We start from the raw sequence: 25,125 nt of genomic DNA, 5'->3' as shown, positions 1-25,125 counted from the left end.
CAGGACGTGGGTGGAACGGAGAGAGCCCCGGCGCGCGGATGGATTTCCGCGCCGGGGCGCTCAGCGTTCGTCGAGCCGACCCTCGCTCCGTTCGTCAAGCCGGGGGCCGCTCCGTCCGTCGAGCCGGAGCTCGCTCCCTTCGTCGCGACCGTGCTCAGCCCAGGATGAGCTGCACCGGGTTGCGCTCCAGCAGCAGTACGGCGACATCGTCCGTCAGCGCACCGCCGTTCAGCTCCTCGACCTCGGCGATCGCGCTGTCCACCAGGCGGCCCCTGGTCAGCCCGGCGGACTGGTGGTCGCCGATGAGGTCCGCCAACCCGTCCTGGCCGAGGCGGCGCGACCCGGCCCCGACCCGGCCCTCGATCAGGCCGTCGGTGTAGAGCAGCAGCCGCCAGCCGGCCGGGAGCTCGACGTGGTGCGACGGCCAGACGGCCTGGCCGTCGTCGCAGGGCAGCAGGCCGAGCGCGGGGCCGGCGAGGTCGGAGGGCAGCATCAGCGGTCTGTGGTCGGTACCGAGCAGCAGCGGCGAGGGGTGGCCGGCGAGGTAGAGCCGGGCGTGTTCGACGGCGCCGAGCGAGTCGAGCCGGTCGGCGGCGTCCCCGGGCTCGATCACGAGCATGCAGAGCGTCGCGAAGATCTCGTCGCTGCGCCGTTCGTGTTCCAGGACGTGCTGAAGGGTGGTCAGCAGGGCCTCGCCGGTGAGGCCGGCGAAGACGAGGGTGCGCCACGCTATACGGAGCGCCACGCCGAGGGCGGCCTCGTCCGGGCCGTGGCCGCAGACGTCGCCGATCACGACGTGGACGGTGCCGTCGTCGGTGCGCACCGCGTCGTAGAAGTCGCCGCCGAGCAGGGCGCGGCGGCGGCCGGGGCGGTAGCGCCGGGTGAACGAGAGCCCGGCGCCGTCCAGCAGCGGGGTGGGCAGCAGGTGGCGCTGGAGCCGGGCGTTCTCCTGGCCGCGCAGCTCGGCCTCGACCAGCCGGCGCTGGGACTCGTCGGCGCGCTTGCGCTCGACGGCGTACCGCAGGGCGCGGGCGAGCAGCGGGCCGTCCGTCTCGTTCTTGATCAGGAAGTCCTGCGCACCGGCGGCCACCGCGGCGGCGCCCAGCTCGGCGCCGGCGGCGTCGGTGAGCACCACGACGGCGGTGTGCGGGGCCCGGCGGAGCAGCTCGTGCAGGCCCTCCAGGCCGTCCGAGGCGTCCGAGGGGTGCGGCAGGTCGGCGGGGGCCGCGAGGTCGAGCAGGACGCAGCTGAAGTCGGTGCCGCGGGTACGGCCGCGCCGGGGCGAGGCCGGGGCCAGCAGCTCGGCGGCCTGGTCCAGCCCGCGGGCCCAGTGGATCTCGATCGGGGCACCGCTGTCGGCCACCGCCGCCTTGAGCAGCTGGGCGTCGGAGGCGTCGTCCTCGATCACCAGCAGCCGGAGCAGGCCGGCCTGGAGCGTGACGGGGGACGGCCGGGAGGCGCCGGCGGCGGCGTCCGACCGGGGGTGGGGTATCGGGGGAGGCGCCGTGGCCGGGCCTGCCGACTGGTCGGCGGACCGGTTGCGGGCACGGCCGGAACGGGCACCGTCGAGGGTGCCCGGCAGGTCGGCGGCACCAGGTGCCCGCCCGTCTCCCGTTGCGGGCATCGGCTGATCCTCCCTTTCCCCGAGTGCGTAACGGTCGGCGTCCGTCCGCAGTGCCCGCCTGGTGGCACCCTGCGTCGGGGAACGTCTCGCGACCATAACGCGATCTCCGGGGAACTCTCTGGCCGACGGGCGGCGTTGTGGCTGGCGCCACGCCGGCGGCGGTGTGGTGAACGGAACACGGGTGACGAGCAGGGGCCCGTCCGGCAGGCGTCGGAGCGGTCCCGGAAGGACGGACACGGTGGTGACACGGATCACCCTGATCGAGGGTGACATCACGGAACAGCAGGTGGACGCGGTGGTGAACGCCGCCAACTCCTCCCTGCTCGGCGGCGGCGGTGTGGACGGTGCGATCCACCGCAGGGGCGGGCCGCAGATTCTGGAGGAGTGCCGCAGGCTCAGGGCCTCGCACTGGGGCCGGGGTCTGCCCACCGGGCAGGCGGTGGCGACCACGGCCGGGCGGCTGCCGGCCCGCTGGGTGGTGCACACCGTGGGGCCGGTCTACCTGGAGGAGGAGTACGACGTGCGGGCGGAGCTGCTGGCCTCCTGCTATCGCGAGTCGCTCCGGGTGGCGGCGGAGCTGGGTGCGCGCACGGTGGCCTTCCCGGCGGTGTCGGCCGGGGTGTTCGGGTGGCCGCTGGAGGATGCGGCCAGGATCGCGCTCGGCACCGTCTCGGCCGAGGTGCCGGGAGTGGCGCGTGAGCTGGAGGAGGTGCGGTTCGTGCTGTTCGGGGTCGAGGCGTACGGGATGTTCGAACAGGTGTGGCGGGCGATGGAATCGGAGGGGGCGGGGGAGTAGGGGCTGGTGACGTCCGGGCCCGGAGCCGGGGCCGGGGCCGGACGGGCTGAGCGGGGCCGGAGGGGGCTGAGGAGGGGCTGGAGCGGGGTGTCGACCGGGTGCCCTCATGGTGGCGTGACCGGGCGTCAACACGCCAGAGATATTCGATAACTCGTTCGAGTGAATCCCCGGGCTCGCTCAGCAGCGCGGCAGCACTGTTTCGGCAGGGCAGGGGGAGGGCGGCCGGCAGGGCAGGGGGGAGGACGGCCGGCAGGGGATGGCGCGACAGGGCACCCGGCGCGGCACACCCGGCACGGCAAGGTGGCAGGCAGGACGGCAGACAGAGCGGCGGCCGCCGGGTGACTACGGGGCGAGCGCCGTCCAGGGAACGGTGACCTCGCCCTGCCGCCACCGCCCGCGCGCGTCCACCAGCGGCCAGTTGCCCGCCAGCGCCGTGCAGGCGGCCACCCAGCGCTGCCGGGCCCCGAAGGCCCCGTAGGGCGCCGCCGCCGCCCAGGCGCGGTCGAAGTCGGCGAGGAAGGCGTGCACCGGCCGGCCCGGCACGTTGTGGTGGATCAGCGCCTTGGGCAGCCGCTCGGCCAGGTCGGACGGCTGCCCGAGCCCGCCGAGCCGGGCCGCGAAGGTCACGGTCCGAGGGCCCTCCGGCCCGAGCGCGACCCAGACGTGCCGGCGTCCGATCTCGTCGCAGGTCCCCTCGACCAGCAGCCCGTCCGGCGCCAATCGGGAGCAGAGCCGCTCCCAGACGCCGGCCACCGCCGACTCCTCGTACTGCCGCAGCACGTTGGCGGCCCGGATCAGCTGGGCGGGCGCACCGCCGTCCAGCGGCACCTCGAAGCCGCCGCGCCGGAAGGTGAGCAGCGGTGGCACGGCGTACGGCAGCGCCGCGGTGACCCGCTCCGGCTCGATCTCGATCCCCACCACCCGGACGTCCGGGCGGACCTCCCGCAGCCGCCCGGACAGCTCGACCGCCGTCCAGGGGGCGGCGCCGTACCCGAGGTCGACGGCGACCGGCGGCCGGTCGGCGGAGCGCAGCGCGGGGCCGAGCGTGTGGGCGATCCAGCGGTCCATCCGCCGCAGCCGGTTGGTGTTGGTGGTCCCGCGGGTGACGGTCCCCACCGGCCGCGCCGCCCGCCCGCGGGCAGGCGTGGTCACGGAGTCGAAGGAGGCGGCCATGCCCAGAAGCGTACGCGGCCGCCCCCGGGCCCCCTTTCGCCCGTCCCCGGGCGAGCCCGTGCGCCGCCCCCGCGCGCCCCGCGCCCCGCCCCGGCGTGCCCGCGGCCGGGTGACGCCGCCCGCCTGCCGTCGTGCGCCATCTCATGTGCCGGGACGGGAATGCCCGTCGGTGACCTCGTGGTTGGCACACTGGTGGTGATGTGTGCCCGGACGGGGCAGCTCACCGGCGCGCCGCCACCGCGACGCGGCGGTGCGGCGTGGGCGGAAGCGCACACACCGCAGAGCAGGCAGCGCGCAGCAGGCAGGGCTGCGGGAGACAGAGCAGGGCTGCAGAGGCGGGCAGCACAGAGGAGGCTTCAGCCAGGTGATGCAGAACCCCGTCCGTTCGGTACGCCGTGCCCAGCCGACCCCGCCCGTGCGGGGCCGGCTCCAGTCGCTGGTCACGGGTGGCCGGCGCCGCCCGCGCCGGATAGCCATGCTCTCCGTCCACACCTCCCCGCTGCACCAGCCCGGCACCGGGGACGCCGGCGGAATGAACGTCTACATCGTGGAGCTGGCCAAGCGGCTCGCCGCGCTGGACATCGAGGTCGAGGTCTTCACCCGGGCGATCTGCTCGGACGACGCGCCCACCGTCGAGCTGGCCCCGGGCGTGCTGGTCCGGCACGTCACCGCCGGTCCGTACGAGGGGCTGGTCAAGGAGGACCTGCCGGCCCAGCTCTGCGCCTTCACCCACGGCGTGCTCCGGACGGAGGCCGGCCACCGGCCCGGCCACTACGACCTGGTCCACTCGCACTACTGGCTCTCCGGCCAGGTCGGCTGGCTGGCCGCCCAGCGCTGGGGCGTGCCGCTGGTGCACACCATGCACACCATGGCGAAGGTGAAGAACGCCGCGCTGGCCGAGGGGGACACCCCCGAACCGGCCGCGCGCGTGATCGGTGAGACGCAGGTGGTCGAGGCCGCCGACCGGCTGATCGCCAACACCACCGAGGAGGCCGCCGAGCTGGCCCTGCACTACGCGGCCCGCCCCGACCAGCTGGCCGTCGTCCATCCGGGCGTCAACCTGGACGTCTTCCGCCCCGGGGGCCCGGAGGCGCGTGCCGCCGCGCGCGCCCGGCTCGGCCTGCCGCAGGACGCCGCGGTGCTGCTCTTCGCCGGCCGGATACAGCCGCTGAAGGCTCCGGACGTGCTGCTCCGCGCGGTCGCGGCGCTGCTGGAGCGGCGGCCGCAGCTGCGCGAGCGGCTGGTGGTGCCGGTGGTCGGCGGCCCGTCAGGCACCGGGCTGGCCAAGCCGGAGAGCCTGCACAAGCTCGCCGCCCAGCTGGGCATCTGCGACGTGGTCCGGTTCCACCCGCCGGTCGGCCAGGCGCTGCTCGCCGAGTGGTACCGCGCGGCGACGGCGCTGGTGATGCCCTCGTACAGCGAGTCCTTCGGGCTGGTCGCGCTGGAGGCGCAGGCCTGCGGCACGCCGGTCGTGGCGGCCGCGGTCGGCGGCCTGCCGGTCGCGGTCCGGGACGGCGTGACCGGCACGCTGGTCCGCGGCCACGACCCGCAGGCCTGGGCCCACGCGCTGGAGCCGTACGTCACCGAGCCGGGCCTGCTCGCCCGGCAGGGGGCGGCGGCGGCCCGGCACGCGGCCGCCTTCGGCTGGGACACGGCCGCGGCGACCACCGCCGAGGTGTACGCCGGCAGCCTGTCCCGCCCGGCCGGCCGCCTCGCGGGCTCCCGCCTCCGCCTGGCCTGAGCACGCCGGTGGGCCGGCCCGGGCGTGCCGCTTCGCCCGGGTACGCGGCCTCGCTCGGGCGTTCGGCTTCGCCCTGGCACACCGGTGGGCCGGCCCGGGCACGCGGCCTCGCCGGTGGGCCGCGGCGTCGGCGGCACCCCGGCCCCGGGGGGTGCTGCTGCTGCGCGCCAGGGGTACCGCCGAGTAACGTCACTTCCATGGCAATCAGCACCAAGGACGAGGCCCTGACCCTCCTGCGCGCCGCCCTGGACGACGCCGGGGTGGCCTGGGAGCCCGCCGCCGCCGACCCGTACACGCTGGTGGCGACCCTCCCGGGCACCCGGAAGCTGAGCACCACCTGCGCGCTCCGGGCCGGCGACCACACCCTCTCGGTGAACGCCTTCGTGATCCGCCGCCCGGACGAGAACCACGAGGCCGTCTACCGGTGGCTGCTGGAGCGCAACACCCGGCTGTACGGCGTCGCCTACGCGATCGACGCGCTCGGCGACGTCTACCTGTCGGGCCGGCTGCCGCTGGAGGCGCTCACCCCGGACGCCGTCGACCGGCTGCTCGGGACGGTGCTGGACAACGCCGACGAGCCGTTCAACACCCTGCTGGAGCTGGGCTTCGCCTCCGCGATCCGGCGCGAGTGGGAGTGGCGGACCAAGCGCGGGGAGTCCACCCGCAACCTGGCCGCCTTCGCCCACCTCGCGGGCCCGGCCGACAAGCCCGAGGCCCCCGCCGAATAGCTCCGCCGAACAGCCCCCCCGGCGGGATGCCCCCGCCGTTCGGCCCGCGCCGGACAACCCGCGTCGAACGGTCCCGTCCAGCGGCCCCGTCGAGCGGTCCCGGTTCAGGACCCCGTCGGGGCCGGCTCGGCCTCGGCGTCCGTCTTCCCGAGGGCCACCGGCGCGTTCCCGGTCCCGCTCCCGGTCCCGGTCCCGGTGCGGGCCGCGGCTCCGGCCACACCCGCCGTAGCCGCGCCCGGCCGCCGTCCGAGCACCACGTACCCGGCCGCCGCGACCGTGCCGCAGGCCGCGCAGGCGCCCCACATGACGCCGCTGCCGGCCCGCTCCAGCAGCACCCCGCCGACCGCCGGCCCGAGGAACGAGGCGAGTGACCAGGAGAGCGAGTACACGCCCTGGTAGCGGCCGCGGGCGTGGGTCGGCGACAGCTCCGAGACCAGGCCCATCATGGTCGGCGCGTTCAGGATCTCGCCGATCGTCCAGACCGCCACGGTGAAGGCGTAGAACCACGCGGACGACCCGGCGAGCGCGGTCAGCCCGAAGCCCCAGCCGATGAACAGCGCGCTGGCGACCAGCAGGCCGGTCCGGTTGCGACCCTCCATCCACCGGGTGAGCGGGATCTGCAGTAGGACGATCAGCAGGCCGTTGAGGCCGATCACCAGCCCGTACTCGGTGGAGGTGATGCCGGCCCGGCCCATGTCCACGGCGAGCGTGGTGCTGCCCTGCTGGGCGACCAGCGCGAGCAGCAGGTTGAGCGTGACCACCGCCATGAAGCGCGCGTCCCGGAAGACCGTGCCGATGCCGATCGCGGGCTCGCCCGCCTGCGCGGCCGGGGAGTCCGGCTTGGTCTCGGGGATCCGGACGAAGATCACCAGCGCGCAGACGAGCGTGGAGAGCGCGTCCAGCAGGAAGAGCGTGAGATAGCCCTGGGTGGCGATCAGGCCGGCCGCGGCCGCCGAGAGGCCGAAGCCGATGTTGATCGCCCAGTAGTTCAGCGAGTAGGCGCGGACCCGGTCCTCGGCGGGCACGATGTCCGCGATGATCGCCGAGGTGGCGGGCCGCGTCGCGTTGTTGCAGAGGCCGACCAGGAAGGCGACGACGGCGATCGCCACCTGCCCGTCGGTGAAGCCGAGGACCGCCGTGAACAGCGCGGTGCCGAGCTGTGCGGCGACCAGCGTCGGCCGCCGCCCGATCCGGTCGGTCAGCACCCCGGCGCCGACGGACGCGATCGCCGAGCCGAGGCCGAACAGCGAGGCGACCAGGCCCGCGTACGATGCGGAGTAGCCACGGTCGGTCGTCAGGTAGAGCGCCAGGAAGGTGACGACGAACCCGCCGAGCTTGTTGATCAGGGTGCTCGTCCAGAGCCACCAGAACTGCCGGGGCAACCCGCCCATCGTCTCGCTCGCGGCTCTGCGGACTCGGGCTGAGACGGGCAAATCGGGCATGTGGGGGCTCCCGGGCGGCAGGTGTCCCGCTGGGCGGTACCGGCCGGCCCGGACAGCGGTCAGGTAAGTGTCACAAGTGCAGAGCGCACATTACTCTGAAGGCGAGGTCCGGACCAGGGGGTTTTTCGGGCTCCATTAAGCTGGGGGCCATGGCTGACACGACGTACCGACTCATCCTCCTCCGCCACGGCGAGAGCCAGTGGAACCAGAAGAACCTGTTCACCGGTTGGGTCGACGTCGACCTCAACGAGAAGGGCGAGAAGGAGGCCGCACGTGGTGGCGAGCTCCTCGCCGCCGAGGGCTTTTTCCCCGACGTGGTGCACACCTCGCTGCTGCGCCGTGCGATCCGCACCTCGCAGATCGCCCTGGACAAGGCCGACCGCCACTGGATCCCGGTCAGCCGCAGCTGGCGCCTGAACGAGCGCCACTACGGCGCCCTCCAGGGCAAGGACAAGGCCCAGACCCTGGCCGAGTTCGGCGAGGAGCAGTTCCAGCTCTGGCGCCGCTCGTACGACACCCCGCCGCCGGTGCTGGCCGACGACGCCGAGTACTCGCAGGCCGGTGACGCCCGCTACGCGGACATCCCGAGCGAGCTGCGTCCGCGCACCGAGTGCCTGAAGGACGTCGTCGACCGGATGCTCCCGTACTGGTACGACGCGATCGTCCCGGACCTCGCCGCCGGCAAGACCGTCCTGGTCACCGCCCACGGCAACAGCCTGCGCGCGTTGGTCAAGCACCTCGACGGCATCTCCGACGAGGAGATCGCCGGCCTCAACATCCCGACCGGCATCCCCCTGGTCTACGAGCTGGACGCCGACTTCAAGCCGGTCGCCAAGGGCGGCCGCTACCTCGACGCGGAGGCCGCCGCCGCCGCCATCGAGGCGGTCAAGAACCAGGGCAAGAAGTAAGCCCGAAGGCACTGCGGCCCCACTTCCCGCGATGGGCGGGAGTGGGGCCGTCGTCGTTCGGTCGCTCAACTCTGGCGTGTGGAAAGGCCGTTCGCGGTCGCATGGGCGATCCGTCAGGTGGTTCAGACCATTGACGGCCGCCGCGGCGGGCTCCTACGGTGTGAGCACCTACCTGGCGCAGACATGCCGGCGATCTCCCCGGATCGCCCGGCCGCCGCACCCCCACGTGCGCACGTCCGTGCCCGGCGCACTCTCCATCCACCCCCACGGAGGAGCACCATGCGCACACGTCATCTCGTCGGAGCGGCGGTGGCCGCGCTCGCGGTACCGCTCACGCTCGTCCTGCCGGCGCAGTCGCACGGCTACATCACGACCCCGCCCAGCCGGGCCGCGCTCTGCGGGGCGGGGACGGTCACCGGTTGCGGTGAGATCGAATGGGAGCCACAGAGCGTCGAGGGGCCGAAGGGCTTCCCGTCCCGGGGGCCGGCCGACGGCACCATCTGCGCGGGCGGCAACAGCCGGTTCGCCGAGCTGGACGACCCGCGCGGCGGCGGCTGGCCGACCACCAAGGTGACGGCGGGGCAGCAGCTCACCTTCACCTGGAAGTTCACCGCCCGGCACGCCACCACGAACTTCAAGTACTACCTGACCAAGCCCGGCTACGACGCGACCCAGAGGGTCACCCGGGCGAGCCTGGAGCTGACGCCGTTCCTGACCGTCCCGTACAACGGCGCGCAGGTGCCGAGCACGGTCAGCCACAGCACGACCCTGCCCGGAGGCCGCACCGGCCACCAGGTGGTCGTCGCGGTCTGGGAGATCGCCGACACCGGCAACGCCTTCTACTCGTGCACCGACGTCCGCTTCTGACCGGAGGCCGGCCGACCGGACACCGACTGACCGGACACTGACCGACCCGGCAGCCCGGGCCGGAGCCCGATCGGGGTGCACAACCGGGGTGCACGACCGTCTCCCACGGCGGCCGTGCACCCCGGAGCTCCGCCGTGCGGGCCTCAGTGGCCGCAGCAGCCGCCGCTGACCCCGCCGCACTGGCAGGGGGAGCCGGACTGGCAGCCGCAGCCGCAGCCCGGACCACAGCCGCAGCCGGCCGCGAGGACGGGCAGCAGCTTCGGGGCGGGCGGCTCGACGGTGTCGCGTGCCGGTGCCGGTCGAGTCGGGTTTGCCTTCATCGCGCTGGACCCTCCTTCTGACGGGCACACTTCGGTGCCCACGGCATCGAGTGAAACCGCCGATCGGAGGGAGCGTCAACGGGCGCGCAGTGGTGGGGCGCCCGGGAAGCCGTGCGCCCTCACCACTCCTGCCCGAGGTTTACTCACCCCAGGGGGTGAGCACGGCCCGGCCCGGCCGGCCGGGTGGCCACGCCCCGCCGGCCACCCGCAGCCGGCCACCCGCCGCCGGTCACGCCCCGGCGGCCTCCGCGGCCTCGGTGGCCGCGACGAACTCGTTCACGTGCTCGCCGGTCACCAGGTACACGACGCGCTTGGCCACCGAGACCGCGTGGTCGGCGAAGCGCTCGTAGTAGCGGCCGACCAGGGTGACGTCCACGGCCGTCTCGATGCCGTGGTGCCAGCGGTCGTCGATCAGGTGCGCGAACAGGTCGCGGTGCAGCGCGTCGATCGCGTCGTCGTCCTGCTCCAGCTCCAGCGCCTTGTCGACGTCCTTGGTGGCGATCACCAGGCCCGCCTTGGCCACCAGTCGCTGGGCGAGCTGGCCCATCTCCAGGACGGTCGCGTGCAGGTCGCGGGGGACGGCCGAGTCGGGGTAGCGCAGCCGCGCGACCTTGGCCACGTGCCGGGCGAGGTCGCCGCAGCGCTCCAGGTCGGCGCTCATCCGCAGCGAGGTGACGACGATGCGCAGGTCGGTGGCGACCGGCTGCTGGCGGGCGAGCAGGTCGATCGCCCGGTTCTCCAGCTCGTGGTGCAGGTCGTTGATCTTCCCGTCGGCGGCGATCACGCTCTCCGCCAGCGCCAGGTCCGCGTCGAGGAGCGCGGTGGTGGCCCGGCCCAGGGCCGAGCCGGCCAGGCGGGCCATCTCGACCAGGCTGTCGCCGATCGAGTCGAGTTCCTCGTGGTACGCGTCGCGCATGCTCTCTCCTCAGTAGCTGTGTCGGTGGCGGTGCCGACCGGTCGTCCCGTACGACCGCCGGTACGGCGTTCGGGCGACCGCTGCTGGTGGCGCGAATGGTACGCGCGCACCGGGGCCGGCGGACGGCTGTTCGGTCCGCCACCCCTCCCACACGGGCTGCGTGGCCAACTTTCGGCCGTCCGGGCGACCACGCACGACCCGTGCGGTGAATCGGCAGCTACGTGAAGGTGAATTCTCGGCAACGCGCGGCCGATCCCTTGATCCGACCCTTGGGGAGCGCCCTGGCTGTGCGCTTAGGCTGGCCGCATGGACGTGAACGTGGCCGCCGCCGCTGCCTGCGCCATAGCCGGGCTCGGCGTCGGCCTCACGGCCTCCATCGCCTTCCGTTGGAGCGAGCGCGAACAGGCCAGGAGCAGGCACGGCGGCACCAACGGCAGGAACCGGCAGCAGGCGCTCGGCGCCACCACCCACGAACCCCCGCTTCCCCCGGGGGTCGACACCGTACTCTCCGTGCTCCGCTCCTGCGCGATCGTGCTCGGCGAGGGCGACGAGGTGGTCAAGGCCAGCTCGGCGGCTTACGCCATGGGACTGGTGCGCGGCGGCGCGGTCGCCGTCGACCCGATGCTCGCGCTGGCCCGCTCCACCCGCCGGGACGGCGAGATCCGCCAGGTCGAGCTGGAGGTCCCCCGTCCGGGCACGGCCCGCCCGGGGGAGCCCCTCGCGGTGTCCGTCCGGGTGGCCCCGCTGGGCTCCCGGCTGGTCCTGGTGCTGGTCGAGGACCAGACCGACCGCCGCCGGGTGGAGGCGGTCCGCCGCGACTTCGTCGCCAACGTCAGCCACGAGCTCAAGACCCCGGTCGGCGCGCTCTCGCTGCTCTCCGAGGCGGTCGCCGACGCCTCCGACGACCCGGAGGCGGTCCAGCGCTTCGCGGGCCGGATGCAGATCGAGGCGACCAGGCTGGCCAGCCTGGTCCAGGAGATCATCGACCTCTCCCGGGTCCAGGACGACCGGCTGATGGTCGACCCGGAGCCGGTCGCGGTGGACGAGCTGATCGCCGAGGCGATCGACCGCTGCCGCCAGCAGGCCGCCGCCAAGCAGATCCTGATCGCGGCCGGCGGCATCGCCGGCCTCTACCTGCACGGCAACCGCGGCCAGCTGGCCGCCGCGCTCGGCAACCTGGTGGAGAACGCGGTCAACTACAGCCCGCCGCGCACCCGCGTGGCGATCGCCACCCGGCGCATCTCCAGCGCGGCCGCCCTCGGCGAGGCGGACGGCGAGCTGATCGAGATCTCGGTCACCGACCAGGGCATCGGCATCTCCGAGAAGGACCGCGAGCGGGTGTTCGAACGCTTCTACCGCGTCGACCCGGCCCGCTCCCGCCAGACCGGCGGCACCGGCCTCGGCCTCTCCATCGTCAAGCACGTGGCCGCCTCGCACGGCGGCACCGTCTCGGTGTGGAGCGTCGAGGGCCAGGGCTCCACCTTCACTCTGCGCCTGCCCGCCGGGCAGGCCCCCGTGGACCACACGCTCCCCGACGGGGAGTCCGCGCAACCCCTGTCAGAAACAACCCCCCAGCTTTCCCCGGAGGCCTGATCGTGACCCGAGTACTGGTGGTCGAGGACGAGGAGTCGTTCAGCGACGCCCTCTCGTACATGCTCCGCAAGGAGGGCTTCGAGGTGGCCATCGCCGCCACCGGCCCCGACGCGCTCGAGCAGTTCGAGCGGAACGGCGCCGACCTCGTCCTGCTCGACCTGATGCTGCCGGGCCTGCCCGGTACCGAGGTCTGCCGCCAGCTCCGGGTGCGCTCCAACGTCCCGGTGATCATGGTCACCGCCAAGGACAGCGAGATCGACAAGGTCGTCGGTCTGGAGATAGGTGCGGACGACTACGTCACCAAGCCGTACTCCACCCGCGAGCTGGTCGCCCGGATCCGCGCGGTGCTGCGCCGCCGCGGGGAGACCGAGGGCCCCGGCGAGGGCGGCGGTCCGGGTGCGCTGGAGGCGGGCCCGGTCCGGATGGACGTCGACCGTCACGTGGTCACGGTGGACGGCGCCAAGGTGGACCTGCCGCTCAAGGAGTTCGACCTGCTGGAGATGCTGCTCCGCAACGCGGGCCGGGTGCTCACCCGGATGCAGCTGATCGACCGGGTCTGGGGTGCGGACTACGTCGGCGACACCAAGACGCTGGACGTCCACGTGAAGCGCCTGCGGGCGAAGATCGAGCCGGACCCGGGCGCGCCGCGCTACCTGGTCACGGTCCGCGGCCTCGGCTACAAGTTCGAGCCGTAAACCCGGGCGCGCCCGGACACGAGCACGCGGAACGCCCCCTCCGGCCGGAGGGGGCGTTCCGCGTTGCCGGCCCCGGACCGACGCGGGCAACGGAGGCCGGTCGGTCCTGGGGCCGCGGGTCAGTGGGTCGCGGCGGCCGTGGTGGCGGCGCCGGTCGGCGCGGCACCCGGGACGGCCGCACCGGTGGCGGGAGCGGTCGCGGGAGCCGTGGCCCCGGCGGGAGCGGTGGCGGGAGCAGTCGCGGGGGCGGTGGCCCCGGCGGGAGCGGACGGCGCGCCGGCGGGCTTGGACGGGACGGCCGCCGGGCTGGCGGTCGGGCCCCACCCCTTGTACAGGCCCTTGTCCGGGCTCACGGCAGCCTCGGTCTCGACCTTCTCGCCGCTCTTGAAGCCGAACGTGGTGGGCGCGTAGCCGCCGACGACCACGGAGGCGGAGGCGACCTTGGCGACCGGGTTGCCCTCGCCGCCGAGAAGCACGGCGCCGCCGGGCGGGACGACGATGGAGCCCACCGGGGCGCCCTTGTCGTCGGCGAAGGTGGCGGCGCTGGTGCCCACGGTGACGGACTGCAGCTCGACCGGGGTGGTCCCGGAGTTGCTGACGTTCACCGACACGTTGGCGGGGCCGGTGTACTCACCCGAGGCGTCGCCCTGGGTGACGACGACGATGTTGTTCAGCCGGATGTTGGTGCCCAGCGTCGCCTGGGCGTTGTCGGGCTTGATCTCCAGGGTGTCCGGTGTGTTGCCGGCCGCGCAGGACGACAGCGAGGCGATGGCGAGGGCGGCGATGGCGGCGATGCTGCCGACTCGAAGGCTGCGGCTCACGGCGGCGGCTTCTCCTAGGTCACGTGGCGGTTGGTCGGTCTCAGATTATCGACCTTGCTTATGCGCTCCTCACGGGGTGGTCCCCGTGTCGCCCCCGAAGCTGTCCCGGGCGCCCGGACGGCGGCACGTCGCCGTGTGCAGGTCAAAGCTTGACCAAGATCGGATCACGATCCGGAAACGGCCCGATAAACGGTGAAAACCCAAGATCCAATCACGGTTTCAGGAGTGTTGCCGCAGGTTTCGGCGGGCACCGGAACCGCCTCCGACCTGCGGGAAGCCTTCGTCGAACACCGGTCGCAGCACGTCATGGGGGTGGTTGTCAAGCCCCGAGACCGGCCCTGACCTGCGAAAACGCCCTTCGGGTGCGCCGAAAAGCGTGTTATTCTGGAAAGCCACGGAAGGGGTCCTGTCACATGACGTTCAAGGTTGGCGACACGGTGGTCTACCCCCATCACGGGGCCGCGCTGATCGAGGCCATCGAAATTCGCCAGATCAAAGGTGTGGACAAGACCTACCTGGTGCTCAAGGTGCAGCAGGGAGACCTGACGCTCCGCGTGCCCGCCGAGAACGCGGAGTTCGTCGGCGTGCGCGATGTAGTCGGCCAGGAGGGTCTGGACCGGGTCTTCGAGGTGCTCCGCGCACCGTACACCGAAGAGCCGACCAACTGGTCCCGTCGCTACAAGGCGAACCTGGAGAAGCTCGCCTCGGGTGACGTTATCAAGGTCGCCGAGGTTGTGCGCGATCTCTGGCGTCGCGAGCGCGAGCGCGGTCTGTCGGCCGGCGAGAAGCGGATGCTCGCCAAGGCTCGCCAGATTCTCGTCAGCGAACTCGCGCTGGCCGAAAACACCAACGAGGACAAGGCGGAGACGCTGCTCGACGAGGTGCTCGCCTCGTAGTGCAGTCGGGCTTCCGCCCACCGCTCACAGCGCCCGGTGCCGGCGCGCCGCTCCCAGGACGACCCGTCCTGGAGTGGTGCAGTGGCACTTCGGGCGCTGAGGCGTGTCCGGACGACGCCCCTTCACCCGAGCCGGCTGGTCCCGGGATGCCTGACCGTTTCTGCGTGTACTGCCTCTGCGCGTGCCGCGGTACGTGGTCGGCGGGCGGGGACCATGGTGCTTTCGGAAGGGGCCCCGGACGCCCGTCGTGCACGGGGTCGTCGTGCACGCCATGGCCATACCCACTTCGCCGAAGGAGTGAAACCTGAACGCCACAGCAGCAGTCGCAGCAGCAGTGGTGCCCGCCGCGGGACGCGGTGAGCGGCTGGGGCCCGGAGCCCCCAAGGCCCTGCGGGAACTGGGCGGGGTGCCGCTCCTGGTGCACGCCGTCCGGGCGCTCGCCCGCAGCCGGGCGGTCGGCCTGGTCGTGGTCGCCGCGCCGGCCGACGGCGTGGCCGAGGTGGTCGGCCTGCTCGACAGCCACGGCCTGGACGGCAAGGACGTCCGGGTGGTGGCGGGCGGGGCGACCCGCCAGGAGTCCGTCCGGCTCGGCCTCGCCGCCATCCCCTCCGAGGTGGAGATCGTCCTGGTGCACGACGCGGCCCGGCCGCTCGTCCCGGTCGAGGTGGTGGACGCGGTCGCGGCCGCCGTCCGGGCCGGGGCCGAGGCCGTGGTGCCCGCCGTGCCGCTGGCCGACACCGTCAAGCGGGTCGAGTCGAACCCCGGCCTGCCCGAGCCCGTGCTCGACACGCCCGACCGGGCCACCCTGCGGGCGGTCCAGACGCCGCAGGGCTTCCGCCGGGAGACGCTGGCCGAGGTGCACGCCAGGGCGCTGGCCGAGGAGGCCCGGGGCGGTCTGCCGCCGGTCACCGACGACGCCGGCCTGGTGGAGCGCTTCGGCGGCCGGGTGGTGGTGGTGCCCGGCCACGAGGAGGCGTTCAAGGTGACCCGTCCGCTGGACCTCGTGCTCGCCGAGGCCGTACTCGCCCGCCGGAGGGCCTCCGATGGCTACTGATCCGTCCGCACCGCTGCTGCCCCGGGTGGGCGTCGGCACCGACGTGCACGCCTTCGAGGCCGGCCGCCCGCTCTGGGTGGCCGGGCTGGAGTGGCCGGGCGCCGAGTACGGCCTGGCCGGGCACTCGGACGCCGACGTGGCCGCGCACGCCTCCTGCGACGCGCTGTTCTCGGCCGCCGGGATCGGCGACCTGGGTGCGCACTTCGGCACCGACCGGCCCGAGTGGTCGGGCGCGTCCGGGGTGACGCTGCTCAAGGAGGCGGCCCGCCTGGTGCGCGAGGCCGGCTACGAGATCGGCAACGTCTCGGTCCAGGTGATCGGGGTCCGGCCGAAGATCGGCAAGCGCCGGGACGAGGCCCAGGCCGCGCTCTCGGCGGCGGTCGGCGCGCCGGTCTCGGTCTCCGGGACCACCACCGACGGACTCGGCCTCACCGGCCGGGCCGAGGGCCTGGCGGCGATCGCCACGGCGCTGGTGTACGAGCGGCGCTGAGCAACCGGGGCGCACGCGGTGAGCGGCCCCGGCCGGAGCGTCCGGCCGGGGGCCGCCGTCGGTCGGCGTTGCTGCGCCGGGGTGGGGCCGTCCGGGAATACTCGGGGACTGACGAGTGTTCAGGACCGTTCGCCGGGGCCGGAGTCGCTACCGTTCGGTGCGGGCCTCCTCGGCAGGCCCCCCGTACGCCGCTTGACGAGAAGAGGTCCCCGATGGCCGCACACCTCTCCGACCGGGCCAAGGCCCTGATCGACGGCAAGAGCTTCGCCGTGGTCTCCACCCTCCAGCCCGACGGCAGCCCCCAGTCCTCCGTGGTCTGGGTCAAGCGCGACGGCGAGGACATCCTGTTCTCCACCGTCGAGGGCCGCCGCAAGCACCTCAACCTGCTGAAGGACCCGCGGATCTCCCTGGTGGTCAACCCGCCGGAGAGTCCTTACACCTACGTGGAGGTGCGCGGCGAGGTCACGCTCACCCGCGAGGGCGGCCGGGAGCTGATCGACGAGCTGGCGGACAAGTACCGCGGCGAGAAGGTCTACAACTACGACGGCCCGGACGACGTGCGGGTGGTCGTCCGGATCACCCCGCGCAAGGTGGTCGGCAACCTCTGACCGAACGGCCGGCGGCCCGGTGAGGAGGGGTGTCTCCGCCGGGCCGCGGAGAAGAAACGGTGCATCCGCGGTATTGACATTCGAGAATGTCGCGGGGCACCCCCTCGTGCCCACTACGCTTGACGCTGTGAGCATTCGACTGTACGACACCAGCACCCGCCAGGTACGCGACTTCGTCCCGCTTGTACCGGGTTGTGTCTCGATCTACCTGTGCGGCGCTACCGTCCAGTCGGCGCCTCATATCGGGCACATCCGCTCCGGCCTCAACTTCGACATCATGCAGCGGTGGTTCGCCTACCGCGGCTACCAGGTGACCTTCGCCCGGAACGTCACCGACATCGACGACAAGGTCATCGCCAAGGAGCGCGAGTTCGGCACGCCCTGGTGGCAGATCGCCTACGCCAACGAGCGCGCCTTCAACGACGGCTACGCGGCGCTCGGCTGCCTGCCGCCGACCGTCGAGCCGCGGGCGACGGGGCACATCCCCGAGATGATCGAGATGATGCAGACGCTCATCGCCCGGGGCCACGCCTACGCGGTGGACGGGAACGTCTACTTCGACGTGAAGTCCTACCCCGGCTACCTGGAGCTCTCCAACCAGAAGCTGGAGAACCTCCGCCAGCCCGAGGGCGACGGCGAGACCGGCAAGCGCGACCAGCGCGACTTCGCCATGTGGAAGGCGGTCAAGCCGGGCGAGCCGAGCTGGGACACCCCGTGGGGCCCCGGCCGTCCGGGCTGGCACCTGGAGTGCTCCGCGATGGCGCACAAGTACCTCGGCCGGGCCTTCGACGTCCACGGCGGCGGGATCGACCTGATCTTCCCGCACCACGAGAACGAGATCGCCCAGTCCAAGGCGTACGGCGACGACTTCGCCAGCTTCTGGGTGCACAACGCCTGGGTCACCATGAGCGGCGAGAAGATGAGCAAGTCGCTCGGCAACTCGGTGCTGGTCTCCGAGATGGTCGAGCGGTGGCGTCCGATCGTGCTCCGCTACTACCTGGGCGCCCCGCACTACCGCTCGACCATCGAGTACAGCGAGGAGTCGCTGCGCGAGGCCGAGGCCGGCTTCGGCCGGATCGAGGGCTTCGTCCAGCGCGTGGTCGAGCGCTTCGGCAAGGTCGACGCGGCACCCGAGGTCCCCCCGGCCTTCGCCGAGGCGATGGACGACGACCTGGGCGTCCCGCAGGCGCTGGCCATCGTGCACACCGCCGTCCGCCAGGGCAACAGCGCCCTCACCGCGGACGACAAGGAGAGCGCGGTGGCGCGTCTGGCCGAGGTCCGTGCGATGCTCGGAGTGTTGGGTCTCGACCCGCTCGACCCGCACTGGGCCGGGGCGGAGCGCGGCGAGGACCTCCACGGCGTGGTCGACTCGCTGGTCCGGATGGTGCTGGAGCAGCGGCAGGCGGCCCGGGCCCGCAAGGACTTCGCCACCGCGGACGCCATCCGCGACCAGCTCGGCGTGGCCGGACTGGCCATCGAGGACACCCCGTCCGGCCCGCGCTGGACGATCAACAGCCAGTAACCCCATCTGACGATCGGGGTGAGGGTGGGCCGCACCGGACCGGTGCGGCCCTCCCGCATGACGTAGCGCATGTCGTCGGCCGGCTCCGGTTCCCACCGGGCGGCCGGGCATGCCGGACAGACAGGAAGTACAGCCATGGCCGGCAACAGTGCACGCAGGAACCGCCGCAACCCCGGATCGAAGAAGGGTGCGAGTGTCGGTACCGGCGGTCACAGCCGGAAGGCGCTCCAGGGCAAGGGCCCGACCCCGCCCGGCGAGGAGCGCAAGGGCCACCCGAAGCAGCGCCAGGCCAACGCCGCGCTCAAGCGCGAGCGGGACGCCAAGGCCCGGGCCGGCATGCGCCGGGCCGGTGCCGGCGGCCGCGGTGGCCGGGGCGGCGCCGGCTCCGCCGAGCTGGTCTTCGGCCGCAACTCGGTGGTCGAGGCCCTCCAGGGCGGTGTTCCGGCCAACGCGCTGTACGTCATGCAGTTCATCGACACCGACGACCGGGTCCGCGACGCCTTCCAGGCCGCCAACGACCGCGGCATCCCGCTGATGGAGGCCCCGCGGCCGCAGCTGGACCAGATGACCGGCAACATGAACCACCAGGGCCTGGTGCTCCAGGTCCCGCCGTACGAGTACGCGCACCCGGAGGACCTGCTGGGCTTCGCCGCGGACGCCGGCGAGGACGCGCTCATCATGGCGCTGGACGGCGTCACCGACTCGCGCAACCTGGGTGCCGTGGTCCGCTCCGCCGCCGCCTTCGGCGCGCACGGCGTGGTCATCCCCGAGCGCCGGGCGGCCGGCATGACCGCCGGTGCCTGGAAGACCTCCTCGGGTGCCGCGGCGCGGCTGCCCGTGGCCCGTGCCACCAACATGACCCGGGCGCTGGAGGCCTACCAGAAGGCCGGCGTGATGGTCGTCGGCCTGGCCGCCGACGGCGAGGCCGAGATCGGTGACCTGGAGGCGCTGACCGGCCCCGTGGTGATCGTCGCGGGCAGCGAGGGCAAGGGCCTGTCCCGGCTCGTCTCGGAGACCTGTGACATCCGGGTGCGGATCCCGATGCCGGGTGCCACCGAGTCGCTGAACGCCGGCGTCGCCGCGGGCATCGTCCTGTACGAGGCCGCGCGCCTGCGCAGCAAGGTCGGCTGAGCGGCGCCGTCCGCACAGCACGGACGAGGCGCACGGCGCAGGCGGTCTTCCGAATTGGCCGTAGCGCGTCCGCAATCCTGGTGAAAGCGATCGGGCCCGACCGGGCCCGATCGCTTTTTTCATGATCACTTCAAGTGGGCGCCGGACATCCACCCGGGAGAGTGTCCTAACCGGGCGTCACCCGGTTAGACGGGTGTGGACACCAGAACACCTCGGCGCCCCCTCCTGGGCGGCGGCAGCACCGGGATAGACGCGGGCCCCGGCCTCAACACCGTCAAGGTGCCTTCCGACCCCGCGCGCCTCAGCAGCACCCAGGCGAGCTTCCGGCTCCGGCTCGGCACCCCGGTGGCGCCGCTGATCGACCCCCCGGCCGGACTGCTGTCCACCGGCGCGGCGTTCGGCGACCCCTACGCCAGCCAGGGCCTGATCCGCCGTCCGCTGGTCACCCCGCAGGTCGTGGTGCCCGCCTCCGCCGTACCGGCGTTCGCCGGGGCCGGCGGCGTCGGCGCGCCGCGCCGCAAGGGCAGGGTCACCGCCGTCACCTGGACCGGGCAGGCACCCCCCGGGGACCTCGCGGCCACCCGGCTGCTGGAGGCCGTCCGGCTCACCGGCGTGCCCGCGCCGGCCGGGGTCGGCGGGCGCGGCACGGCCGACGACGACACCCAGGTGATCCCGCCGTACGCGGGCGCCCGGACGGTGCCGCGCCAGCCGCGCGCGGGCGGCGGGAGCGCGACCGGGGCCGGCGTCGGCCCGGTCGGCGCGCCGCAGGGCTGGACGCCCAGCGGCGAGCTGCCCGAGGTCTCCGCGGCGTCCGCCGAGGGCCGGCAGCCCTGGTACCCCGGCCGCCGGGTCGACCTCGGCCTGGTGCTCCTGCCGCTGCGCGCCGTGCTGGGCTCGCTCTCGGTCTACGCCGGGTTCAGCAAGCTCTGCGACCCGGTGTACTTCGACGGCGGCGAGCGCGGCTCCATGATGCGCTGGCTCTCCTCGCTGCACCCGTGGAGGGTCGCCGATCCGCTGCTCTCCTTCGCCATGGCCCACCCGGTGGGCTCGGGCCTGGTGGTCTCGTTCACCGAGATCGTGGTGGGCGTGCTGACCCTCCTCGGCCTCTGGCAGCGGCTCGCGGCCGGAGCGGCCATGCTGCTCTCCGCGGCCCTGCTCTTCACCGTCAGCTGGCGGGCCGTGCCGGTCTACGACACGCCCGACCTGATCTTCCTGGCGGCCTGGAGCCCGCTGCTGATCGCCGGAGCGCCGTACGCCTCGCTGGACGGACGGCTCAACCTGGAGGCCTGGCGTCGGTACGGTTCCGGTGCGCCGGCGGCCCTGCGCCGCCGGGTGCTGCGACGGGGTTCCGTGGTCACCGCGGTGGTGGTCGGCCTGACCCTGCTGCTCGGGTCGATGCTGGGCGCGGCGGTCCGTACCGGCGGCCGTCCGCACCCCGCGCCGTCCCGGCCGGCCACCGACTACGGCACGCCGGTCTGGCCGAGCGGAGGGCCGTCCGTGGCCCCCGGCGGGCAGGGCTCGTCCACCTCGCCCTCGCCCGCCCCCTCCCGGCCCGCCTCGCCGACGCCGAGTGCGTCCGTGTCCTCCTCGGCCCCGGCACCGTCCTCCTCGAAGGCCGGGACGGCCACCCCGAGCGGCAAGGCGCGGTCGACCAAGCCGGAGACCGGCGGCACGGGCTCGGCCTCGTCGGCGGCCCCGTCGGCCTCGTCGCCGGCCGGATCGTCCCCCGCCCAGCGCAGCACCCCGGCGCCGGGCGGCTCGGGGGCGGCGCCCAAGCCGAGTCAGAGCACCGGCTCCGGCTCGGGGCTGCTGGGCGGGGTGCTGGGCAGCGGGCCGCTGGCCGAGCTGTCCGGTGGCGGCCGGAGCACGCGGCCGGGGTCGCCGACGTCCACCTGACGGGCGGTCGGGGTCGCCGGGCGCGGCGGGTCTGTCGGGCTGTCGGGCTCGCAGGGCTCGTCGGGCGCGTGCGGTTCGCCGGGTGCGTGCGGCTCGTACGGCTCGCCGGAAACTGATCGGCCGGGTGCTCCGTGGGGGAGCACCCGGCCGATTGCCGTGTCGTGGCCGACCGTTGCGGGCCGTTCCGTTCCCGGGGCGCTGCTGGGGCCCGGCGGGCGCCGTGGGCGGCGCGGGGCGTCGCGGGGCGGTGCAGGGCGGCGCTCAGGGCGCGTCGGGCGCCGTGGGGACCGGCTACCGGGGCGTGCGGCCGGCTCCGGAGGCGAGCTCCTTGGCGGCCTCGGTGAGGTCCTTCGCGGTGTCGATGGCGCGCCAGTAGACGCCCTGCGGCAGCTGGTAGCCGGCCAGCCGCTTGCCGCGGGCCAGCTGCGGGAACGTCGTCCGCTCGTGGTCGCCGACGTCCGGCAGCAGTTCGGTGAACTCCGGGGCGAACACGTACAGGCCCGCGTTGATGAGGAAGGGGGAGGGCGGGGCCTCGATGAAGTCCAGCACGTTGCCGAACTGGTCGGTCTCCACGGCGCCCCACGGAATCCGCGGCCGGGCCAGCGCCAACGTCGCGACGGCACCCCGCTCGTGGTGGAAGGCGGCCATGTCGCGCAGGCTGAACCTGGTCCAGATGTCGCCGTTGGTGGCGTACCAGGGCTCGTCCGGCCGGGGGAGCGCCTTCGCCGCGTACTTGAGCCCGCCGCCGCGCCCGAGCGGTTCGGCCTCGACGACGGTGCGGACCCGCAGCGGCAGGTCGGCCTTGTCGAGCCACTCCTCCAGCACGTCGGCGAGGTGCCCGCAGGAGATCACCACGTCGGTGACGCCCTCGGAGGCGAGCCAGGCCAACTGGTGGCCCAGGATCGGCGTACCCGTCCCCGGGATCTCGACGAGCGGCTTCGGGCGGTCGTCCGTGTAGGGCCGCAGCCGCGAGCCCTGGCCGCCGGCCAGGATGACGGCCTGGGTGACGACGGCCTGCTGGGGATTGGGGGGCTGCGGAGCCTGCGGGGGCGTGGTGTCAGCGGTCATGCCTGCACAATAGGCGTGCGCCGCCGGTCGCCCGCAGTGGTGGTGACGTCAGCCGGTGATTCCCGAGGCGAACGAGCCGTCACAGACCGGGCGGGCGAAGGAACGGGCGCGCTGGACGTCCCCCTGGTACTTGCGCACCGCCGCCTTGCCCAGCTCGGTGGCGAGCGTGCTGCAGTACGGCGTCAGCGCCGGCTGCTCGCGCATCGAGCGCTCCAGCAGGTCCAGTGCGGTACCCGGGTTGTGCGCGCGCAGGTCGTCCAGCAGGGCGACGCGCAGTGCGTCCTGCGGCGCGAGCCCCTCCGGCGCCTTGCCGGTGGAGGCCCGCCCGATGCCGGCGCCGTCCCCGCTGGACGCCGCCACGACCTGCTGGTCCAGGCCCGTCGGCGGAGCCCACGGCACCCTGGTCACGGCGAGGGTGCCGGTGGTCACCAGGACCACGGGCAGGGTGAGGGCGATGGTCTGGCCGATGCGGCGAACTAGCTGCTTCACGCTCAGGAGAGTAGCGCCGGGTACGCGCCGGATCGCCCTCCGTTACACCATCGAGTGACACCGTGTCCCGGTTCGTCCCTTCGCCGTGTTGACGAAGGCGCGTCGGGCCCGTGGACCGACGGCGGAACCGCGACGGAGCCCCGCCGGACCGTGTGGTCCGACGGGGCTCCGTCCTGCGCCCTTCCCCGCCCGGCGGATCGTCCGCCCGGCGGGTGGTGGCTCAGTTGCTCAGGCGGGCACCGGTGCTGGTGGAGAACACGTGGGTCTCGTTGGCGATCGGCACGACGTGGATGGTCTCGCCGCGCGCCGGGATCTGGCGGCCGTGGACGCGGACGACCAGGTCCTTGTCCTCGCCGCCGATCTTGGTGGTGCCGTACACGAAGCCGTCCGAGCCGAGCTCCTCGACCACGTTCACGGTGACCGCGACGCCCTCGATGCCGCCGCCCGGGACGATCTCGAAGTGCTCCGGGCGGATGCCGACGGTCACGGTCTTGTCGGTGCCGGCGCCGGACAGGTCCTCGCGGGAGATGTTGACGACCGAGCCGCCGAACTTCACGCCGCCGTCGACCAGCGGCACCTCGACCAGGTTCATCGCGGGCGAGCCGATGAAGCCGGCCACGAAGAGGTTGGCGGGCTTGTCGTACATGTTGCGCGGGGTGTCGACCTGCTGGAGCAGGCCGTCCTTCAGCACCGCGACCCGGTCGCCCATGGTGAGCGCCTCGGTCTGGTCGTGGGTGACGTACACGGTGGTGATGCCCAGGCGGCGCTGGAGGCCGGCGATCTGGGTACGGGTCGAGACGCGGAGCTTGGCGTCGAGGTTCGACAGCGGCTCGTCCATCAGGAAGACCTGCGGCTCGCGGACGATCGCGCGGCCCATCGCGACACGCTGGCGCTGACCGCCGGAGAGCGCCTTCGGCTTGCGGTCCAGCAGCGCGGTGAGGTCGAGGATCTTCCCGGCCTCCTCGACCTTGGCGCGGATCTCCGCCTTGTTGACGCCGGCGATCTTGAGCGCGAAGCCCATGTTCTCCGCGACGGTCATGTGCGGGTACAGCGCGTAGTTCTGGAACACCATCGCGATGTCCCGGTCCTTCGGCGGCAGGTGCGTCACGTCGCGGTCGCCGATGCGGATCGCGCCGCTGTTGACGTCCTCCAGACCGGCCAGCATGCGAAGGCTGGTCGACTTGCCGCAGCCCGAGGGGCCGACCAGGACGAGGAACTCCCCGTCCGCGATGTCCAGGTCCAGCGCGTCCACGGAGGGCTTGTCGGCCCCGGGGTAGACACGGGTCGCCTTGTCGTACGTCACAGAAGCCATGGCTGTGCTCTCCTTCACCGGCAGGAACGTGCCGGACGATCCGAGTAAAGGGTGGATGTCGTGCCGCCGCCCCGCCCACTGGTCTGAACCACTGAGCGCACCGGCTCCCGGTGACGCTACCTGGGCCCCCGCTGCTTGTCAGCCCCCGGCCATCCCGTTTTCGGCATCGGTTCCATCACACCCGCCCACCCCCACCCGGCCCCGGCCGTCCCCCGGATATGCCAGCACCGCCCCACCCCCGCCCGGTAGACTTCCCCCGGTGCCGCCGTGACCACGTCGCGGACGGTCACCATGCCTCCTTAGCTCAGCTGGCCAGAGCACCGCTCTTGTAAAGCGGGGGTCGTCGGTTCGAACCCGACAGGGGGCTCCAGGGCAAAGGCGCCAGAAGGGCCAGTTCACCGGGGCGATCCGGTGAAGCTGGCCCTTCGTCGTTGGTGTGGTGCTACACGGTCCGTGCCACGGGCGTGCCAGAAGCGCGCAGTGGTCCTTGAGATGGCGAACGGGCTTAGCGTGTGGTCATGGACAGCCCCCTCAAGGATGAGTTGCACGCTGCACTTTTACGGATCAAGAAGCAGCGGACAGAGCTCCGGCGCCTGGAGTACGCCCTCGCGAAGCAAGCGCGGGACGCAACGGCCCGCGCTCTACTCGCCGGAATGGCCCCGGAAGAGATCTCGGCCGCAACTGGATACAGCCTTCAGACCGTTGAGCGGTGGCAGGGTTCGGTACAGGCTGTTCAGTTGCACCATGCTGCTCAGGCGGCGCGCTGGGAGCGAACCTCTCCTCCACAGGGGCAGCGTCTTGGTCGTCGGGAGCGCGCCCGCCTTCGGCGCCTTCGCGTTCTTGGCTCAGAGGTCGACTACGAGGCTCAGGTGTCGCTGTGGAGCAAGCGAAAGCGTAGACGCTGATGTGATCTAGGCCACTATGGATCTTGTGTTACGCGCGCGCGCCCGGGCGTGCGCGCGCAATGCAGCGAAGGTTGGATTCGGATGATCAAAGTCCGGTTTTCGCGCCCGCCCTGACGGTCAATCTGGTGCT

General features: G+C 73.3%; 23 protein-coding genes and 1 tRNA gene. 15 read left to right on the top strand and 9 right to left on the bottom strand.

What is annotated here, in order from left to right; genetic code table 11:
• Nucleotides 1-154: 154 nt before the first annotated feature.
• Nucleotides 155-1,624: a PP2C family protein-serine/threonine phosphatase gene (locus tag J5Y04_RS21495; protein ID WP_209413699.1), complete on the bottom strand. Its 1,470-nt coding sequence runs from the start codon at nucleotides 1,622-1,624 to the stop codon at nucleotides 155-157.
• 241 nt (nucleotides 1,625-1,865) lie between these two features.
• On the opposite strand from J5Y04_RS21495, the gene J5Y04_RS21490 reads away from it, so the two are divergent.
• Complete coding sequence (locus J5Y04_RS21490; protein ID WP_209413698.1) at nucleotides 1,866-2,420, top strand: O-acetyl-ADP-ribose deacetylase; 555 nt, start codon at nucleotides 1,866-1,868, stop codon at nucleotides 2,418-2,420.
• 342 nt (nucleotides 2,421-2,762) lie between these two features.
• Here the strand turns inward: J5Y04_RS21490 and J5Y04_RS21485 are convergent, their stop codons facing one another.
• Nucleotides 2,763-3,593, bottom strand: coding sequence for a class I SAM-dependent methyltransferase (locus J5Y04_RS21485; RefSeq protein ID WP_209413697.1), 831 nt, complete (start codon nucleotides 3,591-3,593; stop codon nucleotides 2,763-2,765).
• 367 nt (nucleotides 3,594-3,960) lie between these two features.
• On the opposite strand from J5Y04_RS21485, the gene mshA reads away from it, so the two are divergent.
• On the top strand, nucleotides 3,961-5,334 hold the full coding sequence (mshA, locus tag J5Y04_RS21480) for a D-inositol-3-phosphate glycosyltransferase (RefSeq protein ID WP_209413811.1): 1,374 nt from the start codon (nucleotides 3,961-3,963) through the stop codon (nucleotides 5,332-5,334).
• A gap of 197 nt (nucleotides 5,335-5,531) precedes the next feature.
• On the top strand, nucleotides 5,532-6,062 hold the full coding sequence (locus tag J5Y04_RS21475) for a YbjN domain-containing protein (protein ID WP_209413696.1): 531 nt from the start codon (nucleotides 5,532-5,534) through the stop codon (nucleotides 6,060-6,062).
• A gap of 104 nt (nucleotides 6,063-6,166) precedes the next feature.
• On the opposite strand, the gene J5Y04_RS21470 is transcribed toward J5Y04_RS21475, so the two are convergent.
• Nucleotides 6,167-7,453, bottom strand: coding sequence for an MFS transporter (locus J5Y04_RS21470; RefSeq protein ID WP_245205183.1), 1,287 nt, complete (start codon nucleotides 7,451-7,453; stop codon nucleotides 6,167-6,169).
• Between the two features lie 200 nt (nucleotides 7,454-7,653).
• On the opposite strand from J5Y04_RS21470, the gene J5Y04_RS21465 reads away from it, so the two are divergent.
• Together J5Y04_RS21465 and J5Y04_RS21460 are read left to right on the top strand one after the other, a co-directional pair.
• Complete coding sequence (locus tag J5Y04_RS21465) at nucleotides 7,654-8,412, top strand: phosphoglyceromutase (RefSeq protein WP_148644182.1); 759 nt, start codon at nucleotides 7,654-7,656, stop codon at nucleotides 8,410-8,412.
• A gap of 279 nt (nucleotides 8,413-8,691) precedes the next feature.
• The gene (locus J5Y04_RS21460) at nucleotides 8,692-9,279 is read left to right on the top strand and encodes a lytic polysaccharide monooxygenase (RefSeq protein WP_148644183.1); all 588 of its coding nucleotides are present in this window, start codon (nucleotides 8,692-8,694) and stop codon (nucleotides 9,277-9,279) included.
• Nucleotides 9,280-9,422: 143 nt separating this feature from the next.
• Here J5Y04_RS21460 and J5Y04_RS21455 read toward each other — a convergent pair whose 3' ends face one another.
• Nucleotides 9,423-9,599: a hypothetical protein gene (locus J5Y04_RS21455; protein WP_209413694.1), complete on the bottom strand. Its 177-nt coding sequence runs from the start codon at nucleotides 9,597-9,599 to the stop codon at nucleotides 9,423-9,425.
• A gap of 229 nt (nucleotides 9,600-9,828) precedes the next feature.
• Complete coding sequence (phoU, locus tag J5Y04_RS21450) at nucleotides 9,829-10,515, bottom strand: phosphate signaling complex protein PhoU (protein ID WP_209413693.1); 687 nt, start codon at nucleotides 10,513-10,515, stop codon at nucleotides 9,829-9,831.
• Between the two features lie 306 nt (nucleotides 10,516-10,821).
• Between phoU and J5Y04_RS21445 the strand changes: the two genes are divergently transcribed.
• The gene (locus J5Y04_RS21445; protein ID WP_209413692.1) at nucleotides 10,822-12,108 is read left to right on the top strand and encodes a cell wall metabolism sensor histidine kinase WalK; all 1,287 of its coding nucleotides are present in this window, start codon (nucleotides 10,822-10,824) and stop codon (nucleotides 12,106-12,108) included.
• Between the two features lie 2 nt (nucleotides 12,109-12,110).
• A complete protein-coding gene (locus tag J5Y04_RS21440) occupies nucleotides 12,111-12,803 on the top strand; it encodes a response regulator transcription factor (protein ID WP_148644185.1) in 693 nt (230 codons plus the stop codon).
• Between the two features lie 119 nt (nucleotides 12,804-12,922).
• On the opposite strand, the gene J5Y04_RS21435 is transcribed toward J5Y04_RS21440, so the two are convergent.
• Nucleotides 12,923-13,624, bottom strand: coding sequence for a DUF461 domain-containing protein (locus J5Y04_RS21435; protein WP_209413691.1), 702 nt, complete (start codon nucleotides 13,622-13,624; stop codon nucleotides 12,923-12,925).
• Between the two features lie 413 nt (nucleotides 13,625-14,037).
• Between J5Y04_RS21435 and J5Y04_RS21430 the strand changes: the two genes are divergently transcribed.
• From J5Y04_RS21430 to J5Y04_RS21400, 7 genes are all read left to right on the top strand, one after another.
• Nucleotides 14,038-14,520 (top strand): CarD family transcriptional regulator, encoded by a 483-nt coding sequence (locus J5Y04_RS21430; RefSeq protein ID WP_030244332.1) that lies wholly within the window; start codon nucleotides 14,038-14,040, stop codon nucleotides 14,518-14,520.
• Between the two features lie 304 nt (nucleotides 14,521-14,824).
• Nucleotides 14,825-15,574 (top strand): 2-C-methyl-D-erythritol 4-phosphate cytidylyltransferase, encoded by a 750-nt coding sequence (ispD, locus tag J5Y04_RS21425; protein ID WP_245205181.1) that lies wholly within the window; start codon nucleotides 14,825-14,827, stop codon nucleotides 15,572-15,574.
• Nucleotides 15,564-16,064, top strand: a complete 501-nt coding sequence (ispF, locus tag J5Y04_RS21420; RefSeq protein ID WP_209413689.1) for a 2-C-methyl-D-erythritol 2,4-cyclodiphosphate synthase — start codon at nucleotides 15,564-15,566, stop codon at nucleotides 16,062-16,064. The genes ispD and ispF overlap by 11 nt, the downstream gene beginning before the upstream one ends.
• Nucleotides 16,065-16,276: 212 nt before the next feature.
• Nucleotides 16,277-16,672, top strand: coding sequence for a PPOX class F420-dependent oxidoreductase (locus J5Y04_RS21415; RefSeq protein ID WP_209413688.1), 396 nt, complete (start codon nucleotides 16,277-16,279; stop codon nucleotides 16,670-16,672).
• A gap of 127 nt (nucleotides 16,673-16,799) precedes the next feature.
• On the top strand, nucleotides 16,800-18,194 hold the full coding sequence (cysS, locus tag J5Y04_RS21410) for a cysteine--tRNA ligase (RefSeq protein WP_209413687.1): 1,395 nt from the start codon (nucleotides 16,800-16,802) through the stop codon (nucleotides 18,192-18,194).
• Nucleotides 18,195-18,329: 135 nt separating this feature from the next.
• The gene (rlmB, locus tag J5Y04_RS21405) at nucleotides 18,330-19,325 is read left to right on the top strand and encodes a 23S rRNA (guanosine(2251)-2'-O)-methyltransferase RlmB (RefSeq protein ID WP_209413686.1); all 996 of its coding nucleotides are present in this window, start codon (nucleotides 18,330-18,332) and stop codon (nucleotides 19,323-19,325) included.
• A gap of 279 nt (nucleotides 19,326-19,604) precedes the next feature.
• The gene (locus J5Y04_RS21400; RefSeq protein ID WP_307853228.1) at nucleotides 19,605-21,221 is read left to right on the top strand and encodes a DoxX family membrane protein; all 1,617 of its coding nucleotides are present in this window, start codon (nucleotides 19,605-19,607) and stop codon (nucleotides 21,219-21,221) included.
• Nucleotides 21,222-21,512: 291 nt separating this feature from the next.
• On the opposite strand, the gene J5Y04_RS21395 is transcribed toward J5Y04_RS21400, so the two are convergent.
• The 3 genes from J5Y04_RS21395 to J5Y04_RS21385 form a co-directional block, all read right to left on the bottom strand.
• Nucleotides 21,513-22,289 carry a nucleotidyltransferase family protein gene (locus J5Y04_RS21395; protein ID WP_209413684.1) on the bottom strand — a complete coding sequence of 259 codons (777 nt, stop codon included), beginning with the start codon at nucleotides 22,287-22,289 and terminating at the stop codon, nucleotides 21,513-21,515.
• Nucleotides 22,290-22,337: 48 nt separating this feature from the next.
• Nucleotides 22,338-22,778 carry a hypothetical protein gene (locus J5Y04_RS21390; protein WP_209413683.1) on the bottom strand — a complete coding sequence of 147 codons (441 nt, stop codon included), beginning with the start codon at nucleotides 22,776-22,778 and terminating at the stop codon, nucleotides 22,338-22,340.
• A gap of 220 nt (nucleotides 22,779-22,998) precedes the next feature.
• Complete coding sequence (locus J5Y04_RS21385; protein WP_209413682.1) at nucleotides 22,999-24,090, bottom strand: ABC transporter ATP-binding protein; 1,092 nt, start codon at nucleotides 24,088-24,090, stop codon at nucleotides 22,999-23,001.
• 293 nt (nucleotides 24,091-24,383) lie between these two features.
• On the opposite strand from J5Y04_RS21385, the gene J5Y04_RS21380 reads away from it, so the two are divergent.
• A tRNA-Thr gene (locus tag J5Y04_RS21380) sits at nucleotides 24,384-24,460 on the top strand.
• Nucleotides 24,461-25,125 lie beyond the last annotated feature (665 nt).

Source organism: Kitasatospora sp. RG8 (assembly GCF_017813315.1).
GTDB lineage: Bacteria > Actinomycetota > Actinomycetes > Streptomycetales > Streptomycetaceae > Kitasatospora.
Note: the sequence above shows the minus strand (reverse complement) of the source record. Positions and strands in the feature narration are given on the sequence as shown.